The sequence below is a fragment of the Burkholderia sp. MSHR3999 genome, assembly GCF_000833595.1.
Lineage (GTDB): Bacteria > Pseudomonadota > Gammaproteobacteria > Burkholderiales > Burkholderiaceae > Burkholderia > Burkholderia ubonensis.
The window spans coordinates 264,622-287,624 of sequence record NZ_JRFO01000006.1 but is presented as its reverse complement, the minus strand read 5'-3'; the positions used below and the strand labels follow the sequence as shown (position 1 = coordinate 287,624).

The window sequence follows — 23,003 nt, the reverse complement described above, 5'->3', positions numbered from 1 at the left end:
GCCGCCGGCGGCAACCGCCCGCACACCGCGCGCACGTGACAAGGGCCGGATTCCGTGCTGGACGGAATCCGGCCCTTTGCATTGGGCGGCGCCGCCTGACGCGGCGCTCCGGCTCAGGACCAGCTCTGGGTCGGCACGTGATCGCGGCTGCCCTTGATCTTGTTGCCGTCGTCGACGAACACGAGGTTCGGCTTCCAGCCGGCCTGCAGTTCGGCTTCGTCGACCATCGCGAACGCCGCGATGATCACGAGATCGCCGAGCTGCGCGCGCCGCGCGGCCGAGCCGTTCAGCGAGATCATCCCGCTGCCGCGTTCGCCCTTGATCGCGTAGGTCGAGAAGCGTTCGCCGTTGTTGATGTTCCAGATGTCGATCCGCTCGTTTTCCGCGATGTTCGCGGCCTCGAGCAGATCCTCGTCGATCGCGCACGAGCCTTCGTAGTGCAATTCGCAGTGCGTGACGGCCACGCGGTGGATCTTCGATTTGAGCATGTGGCGCTGCATGGGGCCTCCTTGATGCGTCGTGATGCGCTGGCGGACGAAAGCCGTCAGATTTCCAGGTTGTCGATGAGGCGCGTCGCGCCGAGCTTCGCGGCCGCGAGCACGACGAGCGGCTCGCCGGCCTCGAGCTCGGCGGCGCTCGGCGCGATCAGGTTCGCGCGCCGGCGGATCGAGATGTAGTCGGGCGCCCAGCCGCGGCCGGCGAGGTGCGCCTGCGCGTGCTGCTCGAGCTTGACGAGGTCGCGCTCGCCGCCGAGCACGCTTTCGCGCACGCGCTGCAGCGTCTTCGCGAGCTCCGGCGCCTCCTGGCGCTCGGCCGGCGCGAGATAGCGGTTGCGCGACGACAGCGCGAGGCCGTCGGTGTCGCGCACGGTCTCGGCCGCGATGATGTCGACCGGCAGCGCGAGCTGCTGGCACATGCGGCGCACGATCATCAGCTGCTGATAGTCCTTCTTGCCGAACACGGCGACGCGCGGCTGCACACAGGCCATCAGCTTCGCGACGACCGTGCACACGCCGGTGAAGAAGCCGGGCCGGAACTCGCCCTCGAGGATCCCGCCGAGGTCGTCCGGCGGCTGCACGCGGTATTCCTGCGGCTCCGGATACATGTCGCGCTCGGTCGGCGCGAACAGCACGTAGACGTTTTCCTTCTGCAGCTTCTCGATGTCGTCCTGCAGCGTGCGCGGATACTTGTCGAAATCCTCGTTCGGGCCGAACTGCAGGCGGTTGACGAAGATGCTCGCCACGACCGGGTCGCCGTGCTGGCGCGCGAGGCGCATCAGCGACAGGTGCCCTTCGTGCAGATTGCCCATCGTCGGCACGAAGGCGGTGCGGTTCTGGCCGCGCAACTGGTCGCGCAGTTCCTGGATCGAGCTGATGACTTTCATGATCGGGTAGCGGGTTCCTCGCGCTGGCGCGCGTTGACGCCTTGGTAGGCGGCGTCGGGGTCGAAGCGGCAAAAAGTAGTATCCGCGGCATCCGCGCGCGGGCGGCGCGTCGGGCGTCGGCGGATTGTAGAGGATTTGGTCGCCGGGCGCATCGATAAAAGGACGATCGTTCACTTTTATCGGGAATGCAGCCGCGCGGGCGGGCCGGGTCCGGCGCGCCGCCCGGCGGTGCGGTTCAGGCGGGCAGGTACGCGAGGCGCACGTAGATCGGCGCGAACGGTTCGGGCTGGGTGATCTCGACGAGCGATTCGCGCGCCAGCTCGAGCATCGCGATGAAGTTCACGACGACGACCGGCACGCCGCGCGACGTGTCGAACAGCTCGGCGAACTCCATGAAGCGCGCGTTCTGCAGCTTGCGCAGGATCAGGCTCATGTGCTCGCGCACCGACAGCTCCTCGCGGGAGATCTTGTGATGCTGGACGAGCTTCGCGCGCTTGAGCACGTCGGCCCACGCGGCGCGCAGGTCGTCGGAATTCACGTCGGGGAAGCGCGGCGTGATGCTCTGCTCGATGTACACCTCGGCGCGCAGGAAGTCGCGGCCGAGCTGCGGCAGCTGGTCGAGGCGCTGCGCGGCGAGCTTCATCTGCTCGTATTCGAGCAGGCGGCGCACCAGCTCGGCGCGCGGATCTTCCGCCTCCTCGCCGGTGTCGGCCTTCTTGACCGGCAGCAGCATCCGCGACTTGATCTCGATGAGCATCGCGGCCATCAGCAGGTACTCGGCCGCGAGCTCGAGGTTCGACGCGCGGATCTGGTCGACATAGCCCAGATACTGCGCGGTGACCTGCGCCATCGGGATGTCGAGCACGTTGAAGTTCTGCTTGCGGATCAGGTAGAGCAGCAGGTCGAGCGGGCCTTCGAACGTTTCGAGGAACACCTCGAGCGCGTCGGGCGGGATGTACAGGTCCTGCGGCAGCTTGAAGAGCGGCTCGCCGTACAGGCGAGCGAACGCCGCGACGCCGTCGACCGTGTCGGGCGTCGAATCGGCACCCGCGGGCGCGGCGACCGCGTCTTCAGGCCGGGCCACGTCAGGCTGGGCCGCATTAGGCCGGGCCGCGTCAGGCCGGGCGGCGCTGGCCTCGTCGGCGGCGCTCACGTCGTCAGAAGTTCTGGTAGTAGACGTAGGACGTCTGCTTCACGCGCGATTCCTGCTGCGCGGCGCGCTCGTCGAGGTCGATCGGCTGCTTGTCCCACAGCAGTGCGCGGCCCTTGCGCTGCTCTTCCTCGAGCGTCGGCTTCTGCTGCTTGAGCTGGTTCAGGAATTGCGTGACGTCGGACTGGTACGGCATGGCTTGGCTTTCCGTTTCAGGGCGGCGCGCAACGCGCCGGATTGTGCGATGGCGGGATTTTACCGCATCGCGGGGAACGGCCGGCGCGAAACGCGCGTCGAACGCGCGGGCGTCGCGCCGTTGCGCGCAAGCATCAAAGCGGCGCGCGGGCGGGGGCGGCGACGTCCGTGTGGTCAAATACGGGTTTTCGAACAATTCACATCATTGAGGGCGAGGTCATATTTGGCGGGGCAGGCACACCTTCAACGAAACACGGCGCATGACGCCGCGCGGGGCGCCCGACGCGGCGACGCCGGCGCGGCCCGGGCCGCGCGCATCCTCGCCGGCTGCCTGGCCGCGCTCGCCGCACTGCCCGCCTGGGCGAAATACGACGTCGAGATCGACGCGCCGCGCGCGGTCCGCAAGCTGCTCAAGTCGCACCTCGACATCGCGCGCTTCGGCAAGCGCGACGACGTCAGCGACGACCAGTTCGACTTCCTCGTCACCGCCACGCCGCAGCAGGTGCGCGACCTGACCGCGACCGAAGGCTATTTCTCGCCGGTCGTGCGCACCGACGTGCGCACGCGCGACGGCAAGCGCAGCGTGCAGATCGCGGTCGATCCGGGGCCGCAGACCGTCGTGTCGTCGGTGGACCTGACGTTCAACGGGCCGGTCGGCTCGGAAGACCCGAAGCAGGAGGCCGCGACGCGCTTCGCGTTCTCGCTGAAGACGGGCGAGCCGTTCACGCAGGCGGGCTGGGACGCCGCGAAGGGCGCCGCGCTCAGGCAGCTGCAGTCGCGCCGCTACCTCGGCGCGAAGATCACCGCGTCCGAGGCGCGCATCGATCCGCGCACGCAGCGCGCGACGCTCGCGGTCACGTTCGACAGCGGCCCGACGTTTACGATCGGCAAGGTCGACGTCGAAGGCGTGCGCCGCTATCCGGAGAAGATCGTCACCAACGTCAATCCGCTGTCCGAAGGCGAGATCTACGACGTGCAGCGGATCACCGAGCTGCAGCGGCAACTGCAGAACACGCCGTATTACGCGAGCGTCGCGATCGACGTCGGCAACGACACCGAGAAGCCGGACCAGACGCCCGTGCACGTGAAGGTCAGCGAGTACCCTTACAACAGCGTGCGCGGCGGAGTCGGCTACGCGACCGACACCGGCCCGCACATCCAGGGCGCGTACACGTACCTCGACACGTTCGGCGCGGCCTGGCCACTGACGGTGTCGGGCCGGCTCGACCAGATCCAGCAGTACGGCCAGGTGCAGCTGTCGATGCCGCCGGGGCCGCGCGCGTGGACCAACAGCGTGCTCGCGTCGTATACGAACACCGACGTGTCGGACACGCGCATCTACAGCGCACGGGTCGGCGTGCAGCGCACCCGCACCGGGCAGTACATCGACTACGCGTATTCGCTGATGTTCTATCAGGACCGGCTCAAGCAGAACGGCGCGGGACCGACCATGAGCCGCGCGCTCGTGCCGCAGTGGGCATGGACGCGCCGCAACGTCGACGATCCGCTGTTCCCGCGCTCGGGCAACCTGATTCATGCGGAGGCCGGCTTCGCGATCAAGAACGTGCTCACCGACCAGACCTTCATCCGCGGCTATGCGCGCGGCCAGCAGTATGTGCCGATCGGCAAGCGCGACCTGTTCGTGTTCCGCGCGGAGCTGGGCGGCGTGTTCACGAGCGGCAGCTCGACCGGCGTGCCGGCGTCGCTGCTGTTCCGCGCGGGCGGCTCGAACTCGGTGCGCGGCTACGGCTACCAGAGCATCGGCAACAGCGTCGCCGGCTCGGTGCTGCCGACCAAGTACCTGACGACCGGCACCGCCGAATACCAGCACTGGTTCAACCGCGACTGGGGCGCCGCGACGTTCTTCGACGTCGGCACCGCGACCGACGCGTGGGGCGAGAAGGTGTTCTACAAGGGCGTCGGCGTCGGCGCGCGCTGGCGCAGCCCGGTCGGCCCGATCAATGTCGACCTCGCCTACGGGCTGCGCAACCACAGCGTGCGCCCGTACCTGACGCTCGGCGTCGCATTCTGACCCAACCGATTCATCCATCACGCACCGCATGACGAAGGACGCCCACGACACGCCGCCGCCCCACGATCCGGACTCGCCCGAGCGCGCGCCCGAGGATGCGCCGCGCCGGTCGCGGCTCGTGCGCGGCGTCGCGTGGACGCTGGCCGGCGTCGTGCTGCTCGTCGTGCTGGTGGCGGGGCTCGCGCTCGCCGCGGTCACGACCGAGCGCGGCACCCGGCTCGCGTGGCAGACGGCGGTGCACGTGCTCGGCGGGCGGCTCGCGGGCACGCTCGAAGGCGGCGCGCTGGCCACCGGCGTGCGCCTGCGCGCGTTCGCGTGGACGAGCCCGGACGGCACGGGCACGGAGGTGCGGATCGACCGTCTCGACGGCCGTTGGGCGTTGACCCGCGCGCCGCTGCGCCTGACGATCGACGCGCTGCGCGCGGGCACGATCGACGTGCGGATCGTGCCGGGGCCGCCGACGCCGACCGTGATGCCGCAGGACCTGCGCCTGCCGCTGCAGCTGCGGATCGTCGACCTGCGCTTCGACCGTCTCGCGATCCACGAAGGCGGCTCGACGACGCAGCTCGACCATCTCGCGCTGAGCGGCCGCAGCGACGGCCGCCACCATGAGCTTGCGCTCGAGCGGCTCGATACGGAGTACGGCGCGCTGAGTGCGCGCGCGAAGCTCGACGGCGTGCGGCCGTTCGCGCTGACGGGCGACGCGACCTACGCGGGCAAGCTTGCGGACGAACCGGTCAACGCGAGCGCGAACGTATCGGGTTCGCTCGAAGCGCTCGTCGCCGACGTCACTGCGAGCGGGATGAAGCTCAACGGGCGCGCGCATGTCGAGGCCGCGCCGTTCGGCGCGGTGCCGCTCACGCGCGCGTCGCTCGCGTTCGATCACGTGAACCCGCAGGCGATCGCGCCGGGCGCGCCGGCCGCCGATCTCGCGGTGCGCGCGGAGCTGGCGCCCGTGACCGCGCCGGCGAAGGGGTTCGCGGTGACCGGCCCGGTGTCGATCGTCAACGCGAAGCCCGGCACGCTCGGCGAGTACCTGCTGCCCGTCGTCGACGCACATGCGACCGTCAATCTCGACGCGCACGCGCAGCGGATCGACGGCCTCGCGCTGAAGCTGGTCCGCGACGGCAGCGTGACGGGTGGTGGCGCGCTCGCGGGCGGCAAGGGCCGTTTCGACCTGAAGGTCGCGAATCTCGACCTCAATGCGTTCGTGGCTGAACTGCGCCCGATGCGGCTCGGCGGGCCGGTCGGCGTGACGCTCGCGCGCGGCGTGCAAACCGTCGAGTTCGACCTGAACGATCCGAAGCTCGCGCTCGGCGCGCGCGCGAAGGTCGCGCTGACGCCGCAGCAGACGGTGCTGACCGATGCGCGCGTGACGGCGGCCAAGGGGCGCATCGACCTGAGCGGCGTGTTCCGCCACGACGCGCATTCGAGCTACGACGCGAAGGCGACGCTCGCCGACTTCGATCCGCTGCTGCTCGCCGCGATGCGCGCGCCGCCGGCAGCCGCCGGCAAGGCGGCCGGGAATGTGCCCAAGGCTGCGCCCGCGAAGCGCGGCGAGACACGCGTGAACGGCACGCTGACCGCGTCGGGCGCGTTCGCGCCGCAAGTGTCGACGAAGGCGACCTTCAAGCTCGGCGACAGCCTGTACGACGGCTTGCCGCTGACCGGCGCGGGCATCGTGCAGCTCGCGGGCGCGCGGATCCTGCCGAGCAACGCGAACCTGTCGATCGCGGGCAACCGCGTCGACCTGCGCGGCAGCTTCGGCGCGCCCGGCGACCGGCTGCGCTTCGTCGTCGATGCGCCGCAGCTCGACCGGCTCGGCTTCGGCGTCGCGGGGCTCGTCGAGGCGCAGGGCGACCTGACCGGCAGCTTCGCGCACCCGAACGTGACCGCGACCTACAAGGCGCAGGGCGTCGTGTTCGGCGCGAACCGGATCGGCGCCGCGCAGGGCCGTGCCGACATTCGCGACGGCGCGCACGGCGCGCTGGTGTTCACGGCCGACGCGAGCAACGTGGCGCTCGGCTCGCTGCAGCTGAAGACGCTGCGCGCGAACCTCGACGGCACGCGCGCGAAGCACACGCTCGACGCGTCGGCGCTCGGGATGGCGGGCGGGCGCGTGATCGACCTGACGGTCGCGGCGAACGGCGGCGTCGTCGAAAGCCGCGACGGGATGCGCTGGGACGGCACCGTGACGCGCCTTGCGAACCGCGGCACGCCGGCCTTCGCGCTGCAGTCGCCGCTCGCCGTATCGGCGGGCGCCGGGCGCGTGACGCTCGGCGCGGCGAAGCTCACGCTCGAAGGCGCGGCGATCGACCTGAAGACCTTCGTGTTCGACCACGGCTTGCTGCGCTCGGTGGGCACGGTGAGCGGCGCGTCGGTCGCGCGCTTCCTCGAGGTCCGCCAGGAACTGACGGGCGAGCGAGCGCCGGTGCGGACCGACGTGGTGCTCGACGCCGACTGGGATTTCGCGCTCGGCGCGAGCGCGACCGGCCATCTGCAGGTCAGACGGCGCAGCGGCGACGTGACCGTCGAGACCGCGCGCGGGATCGCGTCGCTCGGGCTCACCGACCTGCAGGCGCGCGCCGTGTTCGGCGCGGGCAACCGGCTGAACGTGACCGTGCAGGGCAAGGCGAACCGGGTCGGCACGCTCGACGCGAGCGTCGCGGTGCCGTTCGCGCCGCGCGACGGCATGCTCGCGGTCGCCGACGACGGCCCGCTGTCGGGCCGCATCGAGGCCGACGTCCCGTCGCTGAGGGCGACCGGCAACCTGTTCGGGCCGAGCTACCTGCTCGGCGGGCGCGCGGCGCTGAAGCTGACGGTCGCCGGCACGCCGGCGAAGCCGAACGTGTCCGGGATGCTGACGGGCGACGACCTGTCCGCGACGCTCGTCGACCAGGGCGTGCAGCTGAAGGACGGCATCGTGCGCATCCGGCTGGCGGAGAACCTCGTCGAATTCCAGCAGGTCGAGTTCCACGGCGGCAACGGCACGCTGCGCGCGATCGGCCGCGTGCGGCTCGACAACGAGGCGCCCGACCTGACCGCGAGCATCGTCGCCGACAAGCTCGAGCTGTTCGCGGCGCCGGACCGCAAGCTGTCGCTGTCGGGCAAGGCGACGGTCGCGAACGAGGGGGCGCACGGCGGGCTCGCGATCGACGGCAAGTTCGTCGTCGACCATGCGCTGTTCGACCTGCCGGAACAGGCGGCGCCGCACCTGTCCGACGACGTGGTGATCGTGCGTCAGGACAGCACGGTGCGCGGCGAGACGCAGACCGGCACCGCGGTCGCGAAGCCGCAGCAGGCGACCGACAAGCCTGCGCCGTCGCTCGCGCCGCGCGCGAACATCGACATCGGCCTCGGCAACGACTTCCGCTTCAAGGGCCACGGCGCGGATCTCGGGCTGCGCGGCACGATCACCGTGATGAGCGCGCCCGGCGTGCCGCTGCGCGCGGTCGGCAACGTGCGCGTGACGGAAGGCTCGACGTACACGTCGTTCGGCCGCAAGCTCGCGGTCGAGAACGGCTTCTTCACGTTCAACGGCCCGGTGTCGAACCCGGGCATCAACATCCTCGCGATGCGGCGCAACCAGGAAGTCGAGGCGGGCGTGCAGGTGACGGGCACGATCCAGGCGCCGACGGTGAAGCTCGTGTCGGAGCCGAACGTGACCGACAACGAGAAGCTGTCGTGGCTGCTGTTCGGCCACGGCACCGACCAGGGCAACAACGTCGGCCAGCAGAACGCGATGACCGCCGCGCTCGCGCTGCTCGGCAGCGCGACCGGCAAGCGCGTCGCGCAGAGCATCGGCCTCGATGAATTCTCGATCGGCCGCAGCGACGTCGGCCTGACCGATCCGCAGGTCGTGCAGATCTCGAAGGCGATCAACGAGCGCTTCGTGCTCGGCTACGAGCAGGGGCTGCAATCGGCGGCCAACGCGTTCAAGGCGACGATCAACCTGACGCGCTTCTGGTCGGTGTCCGCGTACGGCGGCACGTTCCAGGGCGTCGACCTGAACTACACGCGGCGCTTCGACCGGTGGTTCGGCCAGCGGTGACGGCGGCGCGCGCGCAACCGGCTCAACGGTCGTTCGCGCCTGCCGCCGCGCACGCGGCGTATCCTTCCTGCGAGTCGGCGACCGTGACGTCGACCTGCAACAGCCGACCGCGCGCATCGATCCGCCGCGCGCGGAAGTAGTGACGGTAGCGCAGCGCGGCGGCCGCGACAGGCGGCGTGATCCGCGCATTCCACGATTCCAGCGAAAAGCCGTCGGCTTCCAGCCATTGCAGCAGCCGCGACACGCCCGCGTCGTCGGGCGGCACCACGAGGTCGACGTCGTTCAGCGGCGTATCGGTGTCGTCGTCGGCGTCGCCATCGCCATGGCCCGCTTCGGCCGCGAGCCGGCGCGCGAAGCCGCCGATCACGGCGAACGCGAAGCCGTCGCGCGTCAGCGCGGCGACGAGCGCACGGGCGGCGTCGGCGTCGCTCGCAAGCGGCGCCTTGCGGCACACGAGCGCGTACTCGTGCGTGCGATCGGTCGCGCCGTCGCCGTGCGGCGCGGGGCCGCCCGCGCGTTCGTAGATCAGCACGCGTTCCTCGTGCAGCACGAAGCGTTCGCCGAGCAGCCGCGCGACATCCCACGCGAGCGGCACGAACCGGCCGCCGAGGCGCAGGTTCTGCGCCATCGCGATGCACCAGCCACCCGGTTCGAGCAGCGCGTGCACGCCCGCGAATACGTTGCGCATCCGTTCCAGATACGGCGCGTAGTGCGCGACGCCGTACAGCTGCCCGTCGGCCGCCTTGCCGGGCAGCTCGTCGCAGCCGAAATACGGCACGCTCGTCAGGCACAGCGTGAACGGGCCGCCGGCGTCGCGCGCGGCGGCTTGCGTCGCGGCGGTCGACAGGTCGCCCGCGAGCACCGGATGGCGGCCGGCCGCGGCGCCCGCCCGCGCGAGCCGTTCGCGCGCGAACGCCGCGCGCTCCGGATCGACCTCGACGCCGAGCGCCGGCGCGCCGCATTGCGCGGCGGCGACGAGCGTCGTGCCGAAGCCGCAGAACGGATCGACGATCCAGCCGCCCGGCGTCGCGTGGCTGCCGATGAACGGCACCATCTGCTCGACCCAGCCGCAATCACGCGCGGCGAATGAATCCCGCGCGCGCAGGTCGGCGGGCAGGGTGGTGTCGGCGGCCTCTTCGGTCAGGCGCAGCCAGCTAGTCACGGTGGTCATCGTCGCTCCACAGGATGTCGCGCGTCGGTTGCCAGCCCGCGCACAGGTTGCCGTTCGGATGAAATACGAGCTTGTACACGGCGTCGCGCAGTTCATGCTCGCGCATCGCGCCGTAGTCGGACGCCTCGAACACGACCTCGAACCCGTCGCGGTGCGCCCAGCGCGCGTTCCAGAAGTAGTAGCCGCCCGTCAGCGCGATCGGCTCGCACCGGGACGCGAACGCGGGGTCGGCGACGCACGCGAGCAGCAGCGCGTCGATCGCGATCCGCGCGTGGTCGACGTAGCGCCGCGTCGCGTTGTGCCGGTACGTGTCGGGCAGCGCGGAGAACTCGCGGAAGATCACGGCGCTCGCGCCGAGCACGCGTGCGCGGTCCAGATAACGGAGCACGTCGGCCGGCGTCTCGACGCCGCCGCGCTGCACGATGCAGACGAGCTTGACCGGGAAGCGCTCGCGCGCGGCGGCGAACGCCGTCTCGAACGCGGCGTCGCGCATCACGGGCTGGCCGGGGCGAAAGCGCATGATCGACTGGTTCACGTCGTCGCGATCGTGATGGCGCGACCATTCGAGCCACGACAGCCCGAAGCTCGCGAGCGCGGGCAGCAGCGCGCCGCCGTGCTCGACGAGGCCCGCGCCGTTCGTGTACAGCACGCTGCCGCCGACGTCGGGGCCGTCGTCGCCGGCCGCGCCGAGGGTCGCGACGAGCGACAGCAGCCAGCCCGGATCGTCGGTGTTCTCTAGTCCGGACAGCGAATACGACAGCGGCACGCCGCGCAGCGCCCGCAGCGCGCGGCCGAGCCGGTCGAAATAGTTCGCGCCCGGGCGCAGGCTCGCGGCCATCGGGCCGGACGCAGTCTCGTCGACGAGCGTTTCCGAGCAGAACCGGCAGCGCGCGGAGCAGGGCTGCGCGGCGGCGTAGGGCGTGAACGTCAGCGGCTGCGCGAAGCGGATCGCGCGTTTGCCGAGCATGTGCGTGTGCCAGCGGGCATTGTCGTCGGCGGGCGGCTCGCGCAGCGCGAGCCACGCGAAGCGTTCGGCGAGCGCGCCGAACGCACGGCTGTGCGCGACGAGCGGCGCGACGCCGTTCGCGTCGGCGACCGGCACGAGCGGGATCGTCATCGGGGAACGGGTGCGGCTCATGCGGGACGACGCGCGCGTCCGGCCGGCCGGGAAGGTGTCGGGTGCGTTTTCATTTCGTTGTTCTGTGGGCGGAGCCCGCCGCCACGGCCCGTGGCCGACCGCTCGCGGCGGTCTTCGGAATCCGGCGGGTTCCGGTGCTGCATATTGCGTCAGCATGCGCGAGCGGCTGCCGCGCAAGCCGACATGGTAGCGGAATCCGTCCGCGGTACGCACCGCGCGGCTCAAACATAAAAAAAGCCCCGCACGCTTCGTGCGGGGCTGTCGCGCAAAAGCGGCGGCGCGCGCCGCTTACTTCACGCGCATGCCGGGCTTCGCGCCGCTGTGCGGCTCGAGGATGTAGAGGCCCGGCTCGGCCTTCTCGTCGGTTGCCGACGCCGCGAGCACCATCCCTTCGGACAGGCCGAACTTCATCTTGCGCGGCGCGAGGTTCGCGACCATCACGGTCAGCTTGCCGACGAGCTGCTCCGGCTGGTACGCGGACTTGATCCCGGAGAACACGTTGCGGGTCTTCTCCTCGCCGACGTCGAGCGTGAGCTGCAGCAGCTTGTCCGAGCCTTCGACCGCCTGGCACGCGACGATCTTCGCGATGCGCAGGTCGATCTTCGCGAAATCGTCGATCGAGATGGGCGCGTCGGTGCCGTCCGCGCCGTTCGCGGCCGCTGCGGGCTTCGCGTTCGCCTTCGCGGCCTTGGCGTCGGCCGTCGCGGCTTTCGCAGCCTTCGCACTGCCGGCCGCATCCGTCGAGGCGCCCGCGCCGGCCAGCGAATCGCGATTCGCGGCGAGCAGCGCGTCGATCTGCTTCGCGTCGACGCGGGTCATCAGGTGCTGGTACGCCTTGATCGGCTGTTCCGACGACAGCGGCTTCGCGGCGTCGGCCCATGCGAGCGGCGCGATGCCGAAGAACGCCTCGACCGCAACCGCCACGCGCGGCATCACCGGCTTCAGCGCGAGCGACAGCAGGCGGAACGCCTCGAGGCTGACGCTGCAGGTCTCGTGCAGCGCGACGGCGTTGGCCGGATCCTTCGCGAGCTCCCACGGCTTCGCGCCGTCGACGTAGGCGTTGACTTCGTCGGCGAGCTCCATCGTGTGGCGCAGCGCGCGGCCGTATTCGCGGGCCTCGTAGTGCGCGGCGATGCCGGGAATCGCGTCGCGCAGCTTCGCGACGAGCGGGTGGTTCATCGCGCTGTCCTGCACGCGGCCGTCGAAGCGCTTGAGCAGGAAGCCCGCCGCGCGGCTCGCGATGTTCACGTACTTGCCGACGAGGTCGCTGTTCACGCGCGCCTGGAAGTCGTCGAGGTTCAGGTCGAGGTCTTCCATCGTCGCGTTCAGCTTCGCGGCGAAGTAGTAGCGCAGCCACTCGGGGTTCAGGCCCGTGTCGATGTAGCTTTGCGCGGTGATGAACGTGCCGCGCGACTTCGACATCTTCGCGCCGTCGACCGTCAGGAAGCCGTGCGCGAACACGTTGGTCGGCGTGCGGTGGCCGGAGAACTCGAGCATCGCGGGCCAGAACAGCGTGTGGAAGTACAGAATGTCCTTGCCGATGAAGTGGTACTGCTCGGCGGTCGAGCCCTTGCGGATCCACGCGTCGAAATCGATCCCGCGCTGGTCGCACAGGTTCTTGAAGCTCGCGTAGTAGCCGACCGGCGCGTCGAGCCACACGTAGAAATACTTGCCGGGCGCGCCCGGGATCTCGAAGCCGAAGTAGGGCGCGTCGCGCGAGATGTCCCAGTCGGCGAGCTTCGCTTCGCCGGCGTCGCCGAGCCATTCGCGCATCTTGTTGGTTGCTTCCGGCTGCGCGAGGCCGCTCACCCAGTCGCGCAGGAACGCTTCGCAGCGCGGATCGGACAGGCGGAAGAAGTAGTGCTTCGACGTCTTGCGCACCGGCGTCGCGCCCGACACCACCGAATACGGGTTCAGCAGCTCGGTCGGCAGGTAGGTCGAGCCGCACACTTCGCAGCTGTCGCCGTACTGGTCCTTCGCATGGCACTTCGGGCACTCGCCCTTGATGAAGCGGTCCGGCAGGAACATTTCCTTGACGGGATCGTACGCCTGCTCGATCTCGCGCTCGGCGATCAGGCCGTTTTCCTTCAGCGCGACGTAGATCTGCTCGCTCAGCACGCGGTTCTCGTCCGAATCGGTCGAGTAGAAGTTGTCGAACGACACGCCGAAGCTGTCGAAGTCGCGCTTGTGCTCGGTCCACACGCGGTCGATCAGCTGCTTCGGCGTCAGCCCTTCCTTCTCGGCGCGCAGCATGACCGGCGTGCCGTGCGTATCGTCGGCGCCGATGTAGTAGACCTCATGGCCGTGCATTCGCAGCGTCCGCACCCAGATGTCGGTCTGGATGTACTCGACCAGGTGGCCGATGTGGATCTGGCCGTTGGCATACGGCAGAGCGGACGTGACGAGAATCTGGCGGCGGCCTTGCGGCGCGGCCTGCACGAAAGTGAGGTCGGATGCGGACATAGGGTCTGTAGAGGAACGGCGGGAAACCACTGGAAACAGCGATTCTAGCAGGGGCGCGGGCCGGACAGGCGGGTGGCCGGCGCAGGCCGCGCGGGCGGGACGCAGCGGGCCGCAAGCGGCGTGCCCGGGTGTCGGATGTTGCGATGCAGCACAAATTGTGCAGGCAAAAAAAACCGGGGCGGATACGGCCCCGGAGCAACAACGACAAGAGGAGAATGGTGACGCGCCGGCAACACCAGCCACGTACCGTAAAGAAAGACCACGGAACGCGACAGAAGTTCGAAATTTTTTTCGATTTGTTACATGCCCCGCCGGAAGCCTTGTCCGGCGGGGCAGTGCGGGCGACGCGAGCCGTGCATTCCCCGCCTGCGCGCTTAGTGCTGCGCAGCGCGCAGGTAGATCTCGACGCGGCGGTTCTGCGCGCGGCCGGCTTCGGTCGCGTTGTCGGCGATCGGGTTCGACGCGCCCATGCCTTGCGCCGACAGGCGGCCGCCGGCGACGCCGCGCTGCGTCAGCGCGTTGACGACGCTCTGCGCGCGGTTCTGCGACAGCGTCTGGTTCAACCCCGCCGAGCCGGTGCTGTCGGTGTAGCCGACGACCGACGCGGTGACCTGCGGGTTCTGGTTCAGCGTCGTCGCGAGGTCGTTCAGCAGCGGCGTGAACGCCGGCGTGATCGCGTACTGGTTCGTCGCGAACGTCACCGAGCTCGGCACGTTCAGCTTCAGCGAGCCGTCCGGCTGCTCGGTCACCTGCGTGCCGGTCTGGGCCGCCGACGGCGCGAGCTTGTTCTTGATCGCCTGCCAGTTGTAACCCGTCACGCCGCCGACCAGCGCGCCGACGCCTGCGCCGATCGCCGCGCCCTTGCCGCCGCCCGCCAGCGCGCCGATGCCGGCGCCCAGTGCGGCGCCCGCGCCGGTGCCGACGGCCGTGTTGGTGCCTTGCGGCGACGTCGCGCAGCCGGCGAGAACCGCACCGGCCAATACGAAGACCGACAGGCGAGTCGCGATTTTCATGTTCATGTTGGATTCCTCTCTTGGTTGAACGAGTCGACAACGACAACAACAGGTACGGCTTCCCGGGCAGGCCCGCCCGGAAAAAGAGGGGGCGATCCTGCACGCGCGGCGGCCGCCGCGGCGACCGCATGCCCTGCCCGGCAGCGTGGCTGTTCGGGCAGCGCGACGCGTCAGCCTCTACAATATAGGCAGTACGGGGTCGATTTGGCCCCATGGCGTGCCGCACGCGAAGATTGCGCCGGCCGGCGCGTTCGCGCAATGGCATGCAACAGATTCTTTCACTTTTCCCGATTTTCGCCGCGTTATTTGATAATTCTTGACGTTTGACGGCGGAAAGAACGTTTTCACGGAGTTTCGATGAGCATTGACCGGGCACTCGTCGACGCCGCGCTCGCGGCTGTCGTTGATCCCAACACCGGCCGCCCGTATGCGGCCAGCAAGGGCGTGCGCAACGTCGCGATCGACGGCGACGTCGTGAGCGTCGACGTCGTGCTCGGCTATCCGGCGAAGAGCCTTCACGACGACGTGCGCGCGCGCGTGAGCGCTGCGCTCGAGGCCGTGCCGGGCGTGCGCGACGCGCGCGTCGCCGTTTCGCAGGACATCGTCGCGCATACCGTGCAGCGCGGCGTCAAACTATTGCCGAACGTGAAGAACATCGTCGCGGTCGCGTCCGGCAAGGGCGGCGTCGGCAAGAGCACGACGGCCGTCAACCTCGCGCTCGCGCTGGCCGCGGAAGGCGCGTCGGTCGGCATCCTCGATGCCGACATCTACGGCCCGTCGCTGCCGACGATGCTCGGCATCCATGGCCAGCGGCCCGAGTCGCCGGACAACCAGTCGATGAACCCGCTCGTCGGCCACGGGCTGCAGGCCAACTCGATCGGCTTCCTGATCGAGGAGGACAACCCGATGGTGTGGCGCGGCCCGATGGCGACGTCGGCGCTGGAGCAGCTGCTGCGCCAGACCAACTGGCGCGAGCTCGACTACCTGATCGTCGACATGCCGCCGGGCACCGGCGACATCCAGCTGACGCTCGCGCAGCGCGTGCCGGTGACGGGCGCGGTGATCGTCACGACCCCGCAGGACATCGCGCTGCTCGACGCGAAGAAGGGCCTGAAGATGTTCGAGAAGGTCGGCATCCCGATCCTCGGCATCGTCGAGAACATGAGCATCCATGTGTGCTCGAACTGCGGCCACGAGGAGCACATTTTCGGCGCCGGCGGTGCGCAGCGGATGTCGCAGGACTACGGCGTGAACGTGCTCGGCAGCCTGCCGCTCGACATCGCGATCCGCGAGCAGGCCGACGGCGGCGCGCCGACGGTCGCGGCGGATCCGGACGGCAAGCTTGCGCAGCGTTACCGGGAAATTGCGCGCGGCGTGGCGCTCGCGATTGCCGAGCGCGCGCGCGACATGACGTCGAAGTTTCCGAGCATCGTTGTTCAAAATACGTAAAACCCTTGCGGGGCGGGGCCGGACGCTGTTTACGCCGCCGCGATGCGCGGTATCATGGCGACTTTTCCAGGGTCCCTTTACCCGTCCGGCGGGCGCCGCGTCACACGCGGCGCCCGCCGGCATGAGGAACGCATGAACGAACGACATCACGGCGTGCGCGCCGGCAGCGTGCGGCACGCGCTGCTGGCCGCCGCCGCGCTGGGCCTGTTGGCCGGCTGTACCTCTTTTTCATCGACGCACGAAAAGCGCGCCGATGCGCAACTGCAACCGACGGTCGGGTCGCAGGCGCGCGGCATGGTGACGCTCGTCGAGCGCCCCGACGGCGTGCAGGTCACCTACAACCTGGTGGGCCTGCCGCCGAACAGCGACCACGCGCTGCAGGTGCACGAACGCGGCGACTGCAATGCGGGCGACGGCTCGAGCGCCGGCCAGGTGTTCGCGCCGGCCGCCGACCGGCTGCGCGCGGGCGCGCGCGTCGCTGGCGACCTCGGCAATATCCACGCGGACGCGAACGGCGTCGCGGCGGGTTTCATCGTCGCGCCCGACCTGGCGCTCGACGGCGTGCGCTCGGCGTTCGGCCGCTCGGCGCTCGTGCATCGCGACCCGAGCGATCCGGCGTTCCCGCAGCACGGCGCGGGGCCCGCGCTCGCGTGCGGCGTGATCCGTTGATGACGAGGGCCGCATGCGCGCCGTCGCGATCGCGTAAAATGTGCGCCTTTCCCGGCCGCCGTCCCGTGCGGTCGGCCCTCCCTGACAGTCACGCAGCGTTTTCTGGCGCCCAGATATGAAACGACCCACACGCTCACTTCGTTCGCTGCCCCCCGAGGGGGCGGTCAGCCTCCTTGGGGCGGCCCGGCGGAGGCTGACATGAGCATCAAGTCCGACAAGTGGATCCGGCGCATGGCCGAAGAGCACAAGATGATCGAGCCGTTCGTGCCCGATCAGGTCCGTGCGTCCGAGGACGGCCGCAGGATCGTCAGCTACGGCACGTCGAGCTACGGCTACGACATCCGCTGCGCCGACGAATTCAAGATCTTCACGAACATCAACTCGACGATCGTCGATCCGAAGAACTTCGACGAAGGTTCGTTTGTCGATTTCAAGGGCGACGTGTGCATCATCCCGCCGAACTCGTTCGCGCTGGCCCGCACCGTCGAATATTTCCGCATTCCACGCACCGTGCTGACGGTCTGCCTCGGCAAGTCGACCTACGCGCGCTGCGGGATCATCGTCAACGTGACGCCGTTCGAGCCCGAATGGGAAGGCTACGTCACGCTGGAATTCTCGAACACCACGCCGTTGCCCGCGAAGATCTACGCGAACGAAGGCGTCGCCCAGGTGCTCTTCTTCGAGAGCGACGAGGTGTGCGACGTGTCGTACGCGGATCGCGGCGGCAAGTATCAAGGGCAACGGGGTGTCACGCTGCCGAAAACCTGATCTGGTTGCATATCAGCCATACACCGACCGGTTATCAGGTGACCGCTGCGCGTGAAGCGCCGCGGTCGTTCTTTTTGGAGATTCGCCCATGAAGTTTCGTTTCCCCGTCGTGATCATCGACGAAGATTTCCGCTCCGAGAACATCTCGGGCTCCGGCATCCGGGCACTGGCCGAAGCGATCGAGAAGGAGGGCGTCGAAGTCCTCGGTCTCACGAGCTACGGCGATCTGACGTCGTTCGCGCAGCAGTCGAGCCGCGCGTCGTGCTTCATCCTGTCGATCGACGACGACGAACTCATGCTCGGCGAAACCGGCCCGGACGGCGAGCTGCCCGAACTGGCCACCGCGATCATCGAGCTGCGCGCGTTCGTCAGCGAAGTGCGCCGCCGCAACGCGGACATCCCGATCTTCCTGTACGGCGAGACGCGCACGTCGCGCCACCTGCCGAACGACATCCTGCGCGAGCTGCACGGCTTCATCCACATGTTCGAGGACACGCCGGAGTTCGTCGCGCGCCACATCATCCGCGAGGCGAAGGTCTATCTCGACTCGCTCGCGCCGCCGTTCTTCAAGGAACTGGTCAAGTACGCGGACGAGGGCTCGTACTCGTGGCACTGCCCGGGCCACTCGGGCGGCGTCGCGTTCCTGAAGAACCCGCTCGGCCAGATGTTCCACCAGTTCTTCGGCGAGAACATGCTGCGCGCGGACGTCTGCAACGCGGTCGACGAGCTCGGCCAGCTGCTCGACCACACGGGCCCGGTGGCCGCGTCCGAGCGCAACGCGGCGCGCATCTTCAGCGCCGATCACCTGTTCTTCGTGACCAACGGCACGTCGACGTCGAACAAGATCGTCTGGCACGCGACGGTCGCGCCCGGCGACATCGTGCTCGTCGACCGCAACTGCCACAAGTCGATCCTGCACGCGATCACGATGACGGGCGCGATTCCGGTGTTCCTCACGCCGACGCGCAACCACTTCGGCATCATCGGCCCGATCCCGCGCGACGAGTTCAAGCCGGAGAACATCCGCAAGAAGATCGAGGCGAACCCGTTCGCGCGCGAGGCGATGCGCCAGAATCCGGACATGAAGCCGCGCATCCTGACGATCACGCAGAGCACGTACGACGGCGTCGTCTACAACGTCGAGATGATCAAGGACCTGCTCGGCGACCTGCTCGACACGCTGCACTTCGACGAAGCGTGGCTGCCGCACGCGACGTTCCACGAGTTCTACCGCGACATGCACGCGATCGGCGACGGCCGGCCGCGCACCGGCGCGCTCGTGTTCGCGACGCACTCGACCCACAAGCTGCTCGCCGGCATCTCGCAGGCGTCGCAGATCGTCGTGCAGGATTCGGAGAACCGCACGTTCGACAAGCACCGCTTCAACGAGGCGTACCTGATGCACACGTCGACGAGCCCGCAGTACGCGATCATCGCGTCGTGCGACGTCGCGGCCGCGATGATGGAGCCGCCGGGCGGCACCGCGCTCGTCGAGGAGTCGATCGCCGAGGCGATCGACTTCCGCCGCGCGATGCGCAAGGTCGACGCCGAGTACGGCGACGACTGGTTCTTCAGCGTGTGGGGCCCGGAAGACCTCGCGCAGGAAGGCATCGGCTCGCGCGAGGACTGGATGCTGAAGCCGAACGACCGCTGGCACGGCTTCGGCCCGCTCGCGGAAGGCTTCAACATGCTCGACCCGATCAAGGCGACGATCATCACGCCGGGGCTCGACGTGGACGGCGAATTCGGCGAGACCGGCATCCCGGCCGCGATCGTCACGAAGTACCTCGCCGAGCACGGGATCATCGTCGAGAAGACGGGCCTGTACTCGTTCTTCATCATGTTCACGATCGGCATCACGAAGGGCCGCTGGAACTCGATGGTGACCGAGCTGCAGCAGTTCAAGGACGACTACGACAACAACCAGCCGCTGTGGCGCGTGCTGCCGGAATTCGTCGCGCAGCATCCGCGCTACGAGCGCGTCGGCCTGCGTGACCTGTGCACGCAGATCCACGACGTGTACCGCGCGAACGACATCGCGCGCCTGACGACCGAGATGTACCTGTCGGACATGGAGCCCGCGATGAAGCCGTCGGACGCGTTCGCGAAGCTCGCGCACCGCAAGATCGACCGCGTGCCGCTCGACGAGCTCGAAGGCCGCGTGACGAGCATCCTGCTGACGCCGTACCCGCCGGGCATTCCGCTGCTGATCCCGGGCGAGCGCTTCAACAAGACGATCGTCAACTACCTGCGGTTCGCGCGCGACTTCAACGAGCGCTTCCCGGGCTTCCACACCGACATCCACGGCCTCGTCGCGGAAGAGGTGAACGGGCGCGTCGAGTACTTCGTCGACTGCGTGCGCGATTGACGATGGAACGGAATCGAATCGGGACGATGCGCGCGGCCGTGGCCGCACTCGTCGCCTGGTCGGCCTGGTCGGCGGGATTGGGCGCGGCGCATGCGGAAGTCGCGGCGGCCGATCCGGTCGACGTCGCGATGCGGCAGTGCCTCGCGCAGCGCGACCGCTCGTCGACGGCCGGGCAGATCCAGTGCATGGGCGAAGCGCAGCAGCAGTGGCAGACGGTGATGGACGCCGCGTACAAGCGCCTGCTGAACGACGCGCCCGCCGACGCGAAGCGCGGCTGGCAGGAGAGCCAGCGGCGCTGGCTGATGTGGCGCAAGGACGAGGCGCACCTGCTGAAGGCCGTGTATGACACGACGCGCGGCACGATGTATGCGATGGCGAGCGCCGACATGCAGCTGCAGCCGGTGCGCGAGCGCGCGCTCGCGCTGCGGGCGGCGGCCGATCGTTATGCGGCGCCGGCCGGCGGGGCGGCGCAGAAGGCGGCGGACAACGGCGCGGCGAATGCGGCGGCGGGCGGCCCGGCGAACGCGCCCAGGAACGACGCGCGCGATCCGTTGCGCCGCATCCGGCCGTGCGAGCAGGACGCCGCGTGCGAGCACGCGCTGTTCGACCTGAACCGCTATTACCAGAAGCTGCGGCGCAAGATGCCCGCGCATTCGGCCGCGACGCTCGTGCATGCGCAGCGCGCGTGGGTCGCGTACCGCGACGCGACCGCGCCGCTCGTCGGCGAGGACGGGCGCATCGACATCATCGGCGCGCGCATCGCGACGATGAAGCGCCTGTCGGAGACGGCCGGCAACAATTGACGGCTAGGCGACGCTTTGCGGCAACCAAAGGCGGGCACCGGAAGGTGCCCGTCTGCATTTGGGGAGGCGGGTTGCCTACGCGCGCGGCGCGCCGTGCAGCCCGAACCACGCCGGCACGAGGGCGAGCGCGTCGTCGAGCGACGCGAGCACGTGCAGGCTCAGCGTGACGATCTCCGGCGTGGGCGCCTTCAGGTCCGGCACGGTGACGACCGACGCGCCCGATCCGGCCGCGGCCTGCGCGCCGAAATCGCTGTCCTCGAACGCGATGCACGCATGGGCCGGCACGCCGAGCCGTTCGGCGGCGAGCCGGTAGACGGCCGGGTCGGGCTTGCCGCGCGCGACTTCGTCGCCGCCCGCGAGCGCGTGGAAGAACGGCAGTGCGCCGACCGCGTCGAGCCGCGCGCGGATCACGTCGCGCGCGGACGACGACGCGACCGCGCACGGGATGCCGGCCTGCGCGAGCGCGCTCAGGAGCGCGTGCGCGCCGGGCTTCAGCGGGAATTTCGGATGGGGTTCGGGTGCGGCGAGCTGTTCGCGCACGCGCGTGCGTACCGCGTCGAACGTGCCGGCGTCGCCGATGATGCGCGAGAGAATCGTCTGGCCTTCCGCGAACGAGCGGCCGACGATCTGCAGGTAGTCGGCGACGGACAGCCCGACGCCGTGCGCGCGGGCGACGTCGATCCACGTGTTCATGATCGTCCGCTCGGAATCGATGAGCAGGCCGTCCATGTCGAAGATCGCGGCGGAAAACATCATTGCTGAGGTCCGGAAGTCGAGGGAGAGGGCGGGCGGCGCACGCAACGGGCGCGGCCCGCGCCAACAAGAAACGGACGCCGCGGGGCGTCCGTTCGCGGCGACGCTTACTTGCCGAGCGCCGCGCGCGCGGCCTTCACGGCGGCGCGCACCTGGTCCGGCGCGGTGCCGCCCGGGTGGTTGCGGCTCGCAACCGAGCCTTCGAGCGTCAGGTAGCCGAACACGTCGTCGCCGATCAGGTGCGCGACGTTCGGCAGCTCCTGCTTCATCTCGTCGAGCGTCAGGTCGGCGAGGTCGATGCCGCGATCGTCGCAGATCCGCACCGCGTGCGCGACCGCCTCGTGCGCGTCGCGGAACGGCAGCCCGCGTTTCACGAGGTAGTCGGCGAGGTCGGTCGCGGTCGAGAAGCCCTGCAGCGCGGCCGCGCGCATCGCGTCCGGCTTCACGGTGATGCCCGCGACCATCTCGGCGAAGATCCGCAGCGTGTCGGCGACGGTGTCGACCGTGTCGAACAGCGGCTCCTTGTCTTCCTGGTTGTCCTTGTTGTATGCGAGCGGCTGGCCCTTCATCAGCGTGAGGAGCGCCATCAGGTGGCCGTTCACGCGGCCGGTCTTGCCGCGCGCGAGCTCGGGCACGTCCGGGTTCTTCTTCTGCGGCATGATCGAGCTGCCGGTGCAGAAGCGGTCGGCGATGTCGATGAAGCCGACGCGCGGGCTCATCCACAGCACGAGCTCTTCCGAGAAGCGCGACACGTGCGTCATCACGAGCGCGGCCGCGGCCGTGAATTCGATCGCGAAGTCGCGATCCGACACCGCGTCGAGCGAGTTCGCGCAGATGCCGTCGAAGCCGAGCGTGTTCGCGACCGCGTGACGGTCGATCGGGTAGCTCGTGCCCGCGAGCGCGGCCGCGCCGAGCGGCAGGCGGTTCACGCGGGCGCGGCAGTCGCGCATGCGCTCGGCGTCGCGCGTGAACATCTCGACGTACGCGAGCAGGTGGTGGCCGAACGTGACCGGTTGCGCGACCTGCAGGTGCGTGAAGCCGGGCATGATCGTGTCGGCGTTTTGTTCCGCGAGGTCGATCAGCGCGCCGCGCAGGTCGCCCAGCAGGCCGCCGATGCGGTCGATCTCGCCGCGCAGCCACAGGCGGATGTCGGTCGCGACCTGGTCGTTGCGCGAGCGGCCCGTGTGCAGACGCTTGCCGGCGTCGCCGATCAGCGCGGTCAGGCGCGCCTCGATGTTCAGGTGGACGTCCTCGAGGTCGAGTTGCCATTCGAATTCGCCGCGCTCGATCTCGCCCTGGATCTGCGCCATCCCGCGTTCGATCGCGGCCAGGTCGTCGGCGCTGATGATCTTCTGCGCGGCGAGCATCTTCGCGTGCGCGAGCGAGCCGGCGATGTCGACGAGCGCGAGGCGCTTGTCGAAAAACACCGACGACGTGTAGCGCTTGACCAGCTCGGACATCGGTTCCGAGAAGCGGGCCGACCAGGCCTCGCCCTTTTTGTGCAGTTGGGACGTCATGGCGAATCTTCGAAGGGTGTTGGGCGGCGTGCGCCGCGAGGGAATCGGAGGATTTTAGCATTCGCCGCCGCGCGACCGG

General features: G+C 69.4%; 17 protein-coding genes. 7 read left to right on the top strand and 10 right to left on the bottom strand.

Features of this window, described 5'->3' with window-relative positions; translation table 11 throughout:
- Nucleotides 1-113: 113 nt before the first annotated feature.
- The 4 genes from panD to KY49_RS18515 all read right to left on the bottom strand — a co-directional run bounded on the left by panD (nucleotide 114) and on the right by KY49_RS18515 (nucleotide 2,730).
- Nucleotides 114-500, bottom strand: coding sequence for an aspartate 1-decarboxylase (gene panD / locus KY49_RS18530; protein ID WP_010091002.1), 387 nt, complete (start codon nucleotides 498-500; stop codon nucleotides 114-116).
- Nucleotides 501-544: 44 nt separating this feature from the next.
- Nucleotides 545-1,384: a pantoate--beta-alanine ligase gene (gene panC, locus KY49_RS18525; protein ID WP_042586076.1), complete on the bottom strand. Its 840-nt coding sequence runs from the start codon at nucleotides 1,382-1,384 to the stop codon at nucleotides 545-547.
- Between the two features lie 235 nt (nucleotides 1,385-1,619).
- Entirely contained in the window at nucleotides 1,620-2,537 is a 918-nt protein-coding gene (locus tag KY49_RS18520) for a segregation and condensation protein A (RefSeq protein WP_042586075.1), read from the bottom strand.
- A 4-nt stretch (nucleotides 2,538-2,541) separates the two neighbouring features.
- Entirely contained in the window at nucleotides 2,542-2,730 is a 189-nt protein-coding gene (locus KY49_RS18515; RefSeq protein ID WP_042586074.1) for a DUF3460 family protein, read from the bottom strand.
- Nucleotides 2,731-2,952: 222 nt separating this feature from the next.
- On the opposite strand from KY49_RS18515, the gene KY49_RS18510 reads away from it, so the two are divergent.
- Both KY49_RS18510 and KY49_RS18505 read left to right on the top strand, forming a co-directional pair.
- A complete protein-coding gene (locus KY49_RS18510; RefSeq protein WP_042586073.1) occupies nucleotides 2,953-4,761 on the top strand; it encodes an autotransporter assembly complex protein TamA in 1,809 nt (602 codons plus the stop codon).
- Nucleotides 4,762-4,789: 28 nt separating this feature from the next.
- Nucleotides 4,790-8,812, top strand: a complete 4,023-nt coding sequence (locus KY49_RS18505) for a translocation/assembly module TamB domain-containing protein (RefSeq protein WP_042586072.1) — start codon at nucleotides 4,790-4,792, stop codon at nucleotides 8,810-8,812.
- Nucleotides 8,813-8,834: 22 nt separating this feature from the next.
- On the opposite strand, the gene KY49_RS18500 is transcribed toward KY49_RS18505, so the two are convergent.
- From KY49_RS18500 to KY49_RS18485, 4 genes are all read right to left on the bottom strand, one after another.
- Nucleotides 8,835-9,983, bottom strand: a complete 1,149-nt coding sequence (locus tag KY49_RS18500; protein ID WP_042586071.1) for a DNA methyltransferase — start codon at nucleotides 9,981-9,983, stop codon at nucleotides 8,835-8,837.
- Nucleotides 9,967-11,121, bottom strand: a complete 1,155-nt coding sequence (locus KY49_RS18495) for a hypothetical protein (RefSeq protein ID WP_231636455.1) — start codon at nucleotides 11,119-11,121, stop codon at nucleotides 9,967-9,969. Before KY49_RS18495 ends, KY49_RS18500 begins: the two co-directional genes overlap by 17 nt.
- Nucleotides 11,122-11,409: 288 nt before the next feature.
- The gene (gene metG / locus KY49_RS18490) at nucleotides 11,410-13,584 is read right to left on the bottom strand and encodes a methionine--tRNA ligase (protein ID WP_042586069.1); all 2,175 of its coding nucleotides are present in this window, start codon (nucleotides 13,582-13,584) and stop codon (nucleotides 11,410-11,412) included.
- A gap of 374 nt (nucleotides 13,585-13,958) precedes the next feature.
- Nucleotides 13,959-14,603, bottom strand: coding sequence for an OmpA family protein (locus KY49_RS18485; RefSeq protein ID WP_042586068.1), 645 nt, complete (start codon nucleotides 14,601-14,603; stop codon nucleotides 13,959-13,961).
- Nucleotides 14,604-14,954: 351 nt separating this feature from the next.
- Between KY49_RS18485 and apbC the strand changes: the two genes are divergently transcribed.
- The 5 genes from apbC to KY49_RS18460 all read left to right on the top strand — a co-directional run bounded on the left by apbC (nucleotide 14,955) and on the right by KY49_RS18460 (nucleotide 20,654).
- Nucleotides 14,955-16,046, top strand: a complete 1,092-nt coding sequence (gene apbC / locus KY49_RS18480) for an iron-sulfur cluster carrier protein ApbC (protein WP_010091016.1) — start codon at nucleotides 14,955-14,957, stop codon at nucleotides 16,044-16,046.
- A gap of 132 nt (nucleotides 16,047-16,178) precedes the next feature.
- Complete coding sequence (locus KY49_RS18475) at nucleotides 16,179-16,715, top strand: superoxide dismutase family protein (RefSeq protein WP_042586067.1); 537 nt, start codon at nucleotides 16,179-16,181, stop codon at nucleotides 16,713-16,715.
- 198 nt (nucleotides 16,716-16,913) lie between these two features.
- Nucleotides 16,914-17,483, top strand: coding sequence for a dCTP deaminase (gene dcd / locus KY49_RS18470; protein WP_006398615.1), 570 nt, complete (start codon nucleotides 16,914-16,916; stop codon nucleotides 17,481-17,483).
- 88 nt (nucleotides 17,484-17,571) lie between these two features.
- The gene (locus KY49_RS18465; protein WP_042586066.1) at nucleotides 17,572-19,851 is read left to right on the top strand and encodes an arginine/lysine/ornithine decarboxylase; all 2,280 of its coding nucleotides are present in this window, start codon (nucleotides 17,572-17,574) and stop codon (nucleotides 19,849-19,851) included.
- Between the two features lie 26 nt (nucleotides 19,852-19,877).
- Complete coding sequence (locus KY49_RS18460; RefSeq protein WP_042586855.1) at nucleotides 19,878-20,654, top strand: lysozyme inhibitor LprI family protein; 777 nt, start codon at nucleotides 19,878-19,880, stop codon at nucleotides 20,652-20,654.
- Between the two features lie 75 nt (nucleotides 20,655-20,729).
- Here the strand turns inward: KY49_RS18460 and KY49_RS18455 are convergent, their stop codons facing one another.
- Nucleotides 20,730-21,407: an HAD family hydrolase gene (locus KY49_RS18455; protein ID WP_367889621.1), complete on the bottom strand. Its 678-nt coding sequence runs from the start codon at nucleotides 21,405-21,407 to the stop codon at nucleotides 20,730-20,732.
- A 107-nt stretch (nucleotides 21,408-21,514) separates the two neighbouring features.
- Entirely contained in the window at nucleotides 21,515-22,924 is a 1,410-nt protein-coding gene (gene argH / locus KY49_RS18450) for an argininosuccinate lyase (RefSeq protein WP_042586064.1), read from the bottom strand.
- Nucleotides 22,925-23,003: the final 79 nt, after the last annotated feature.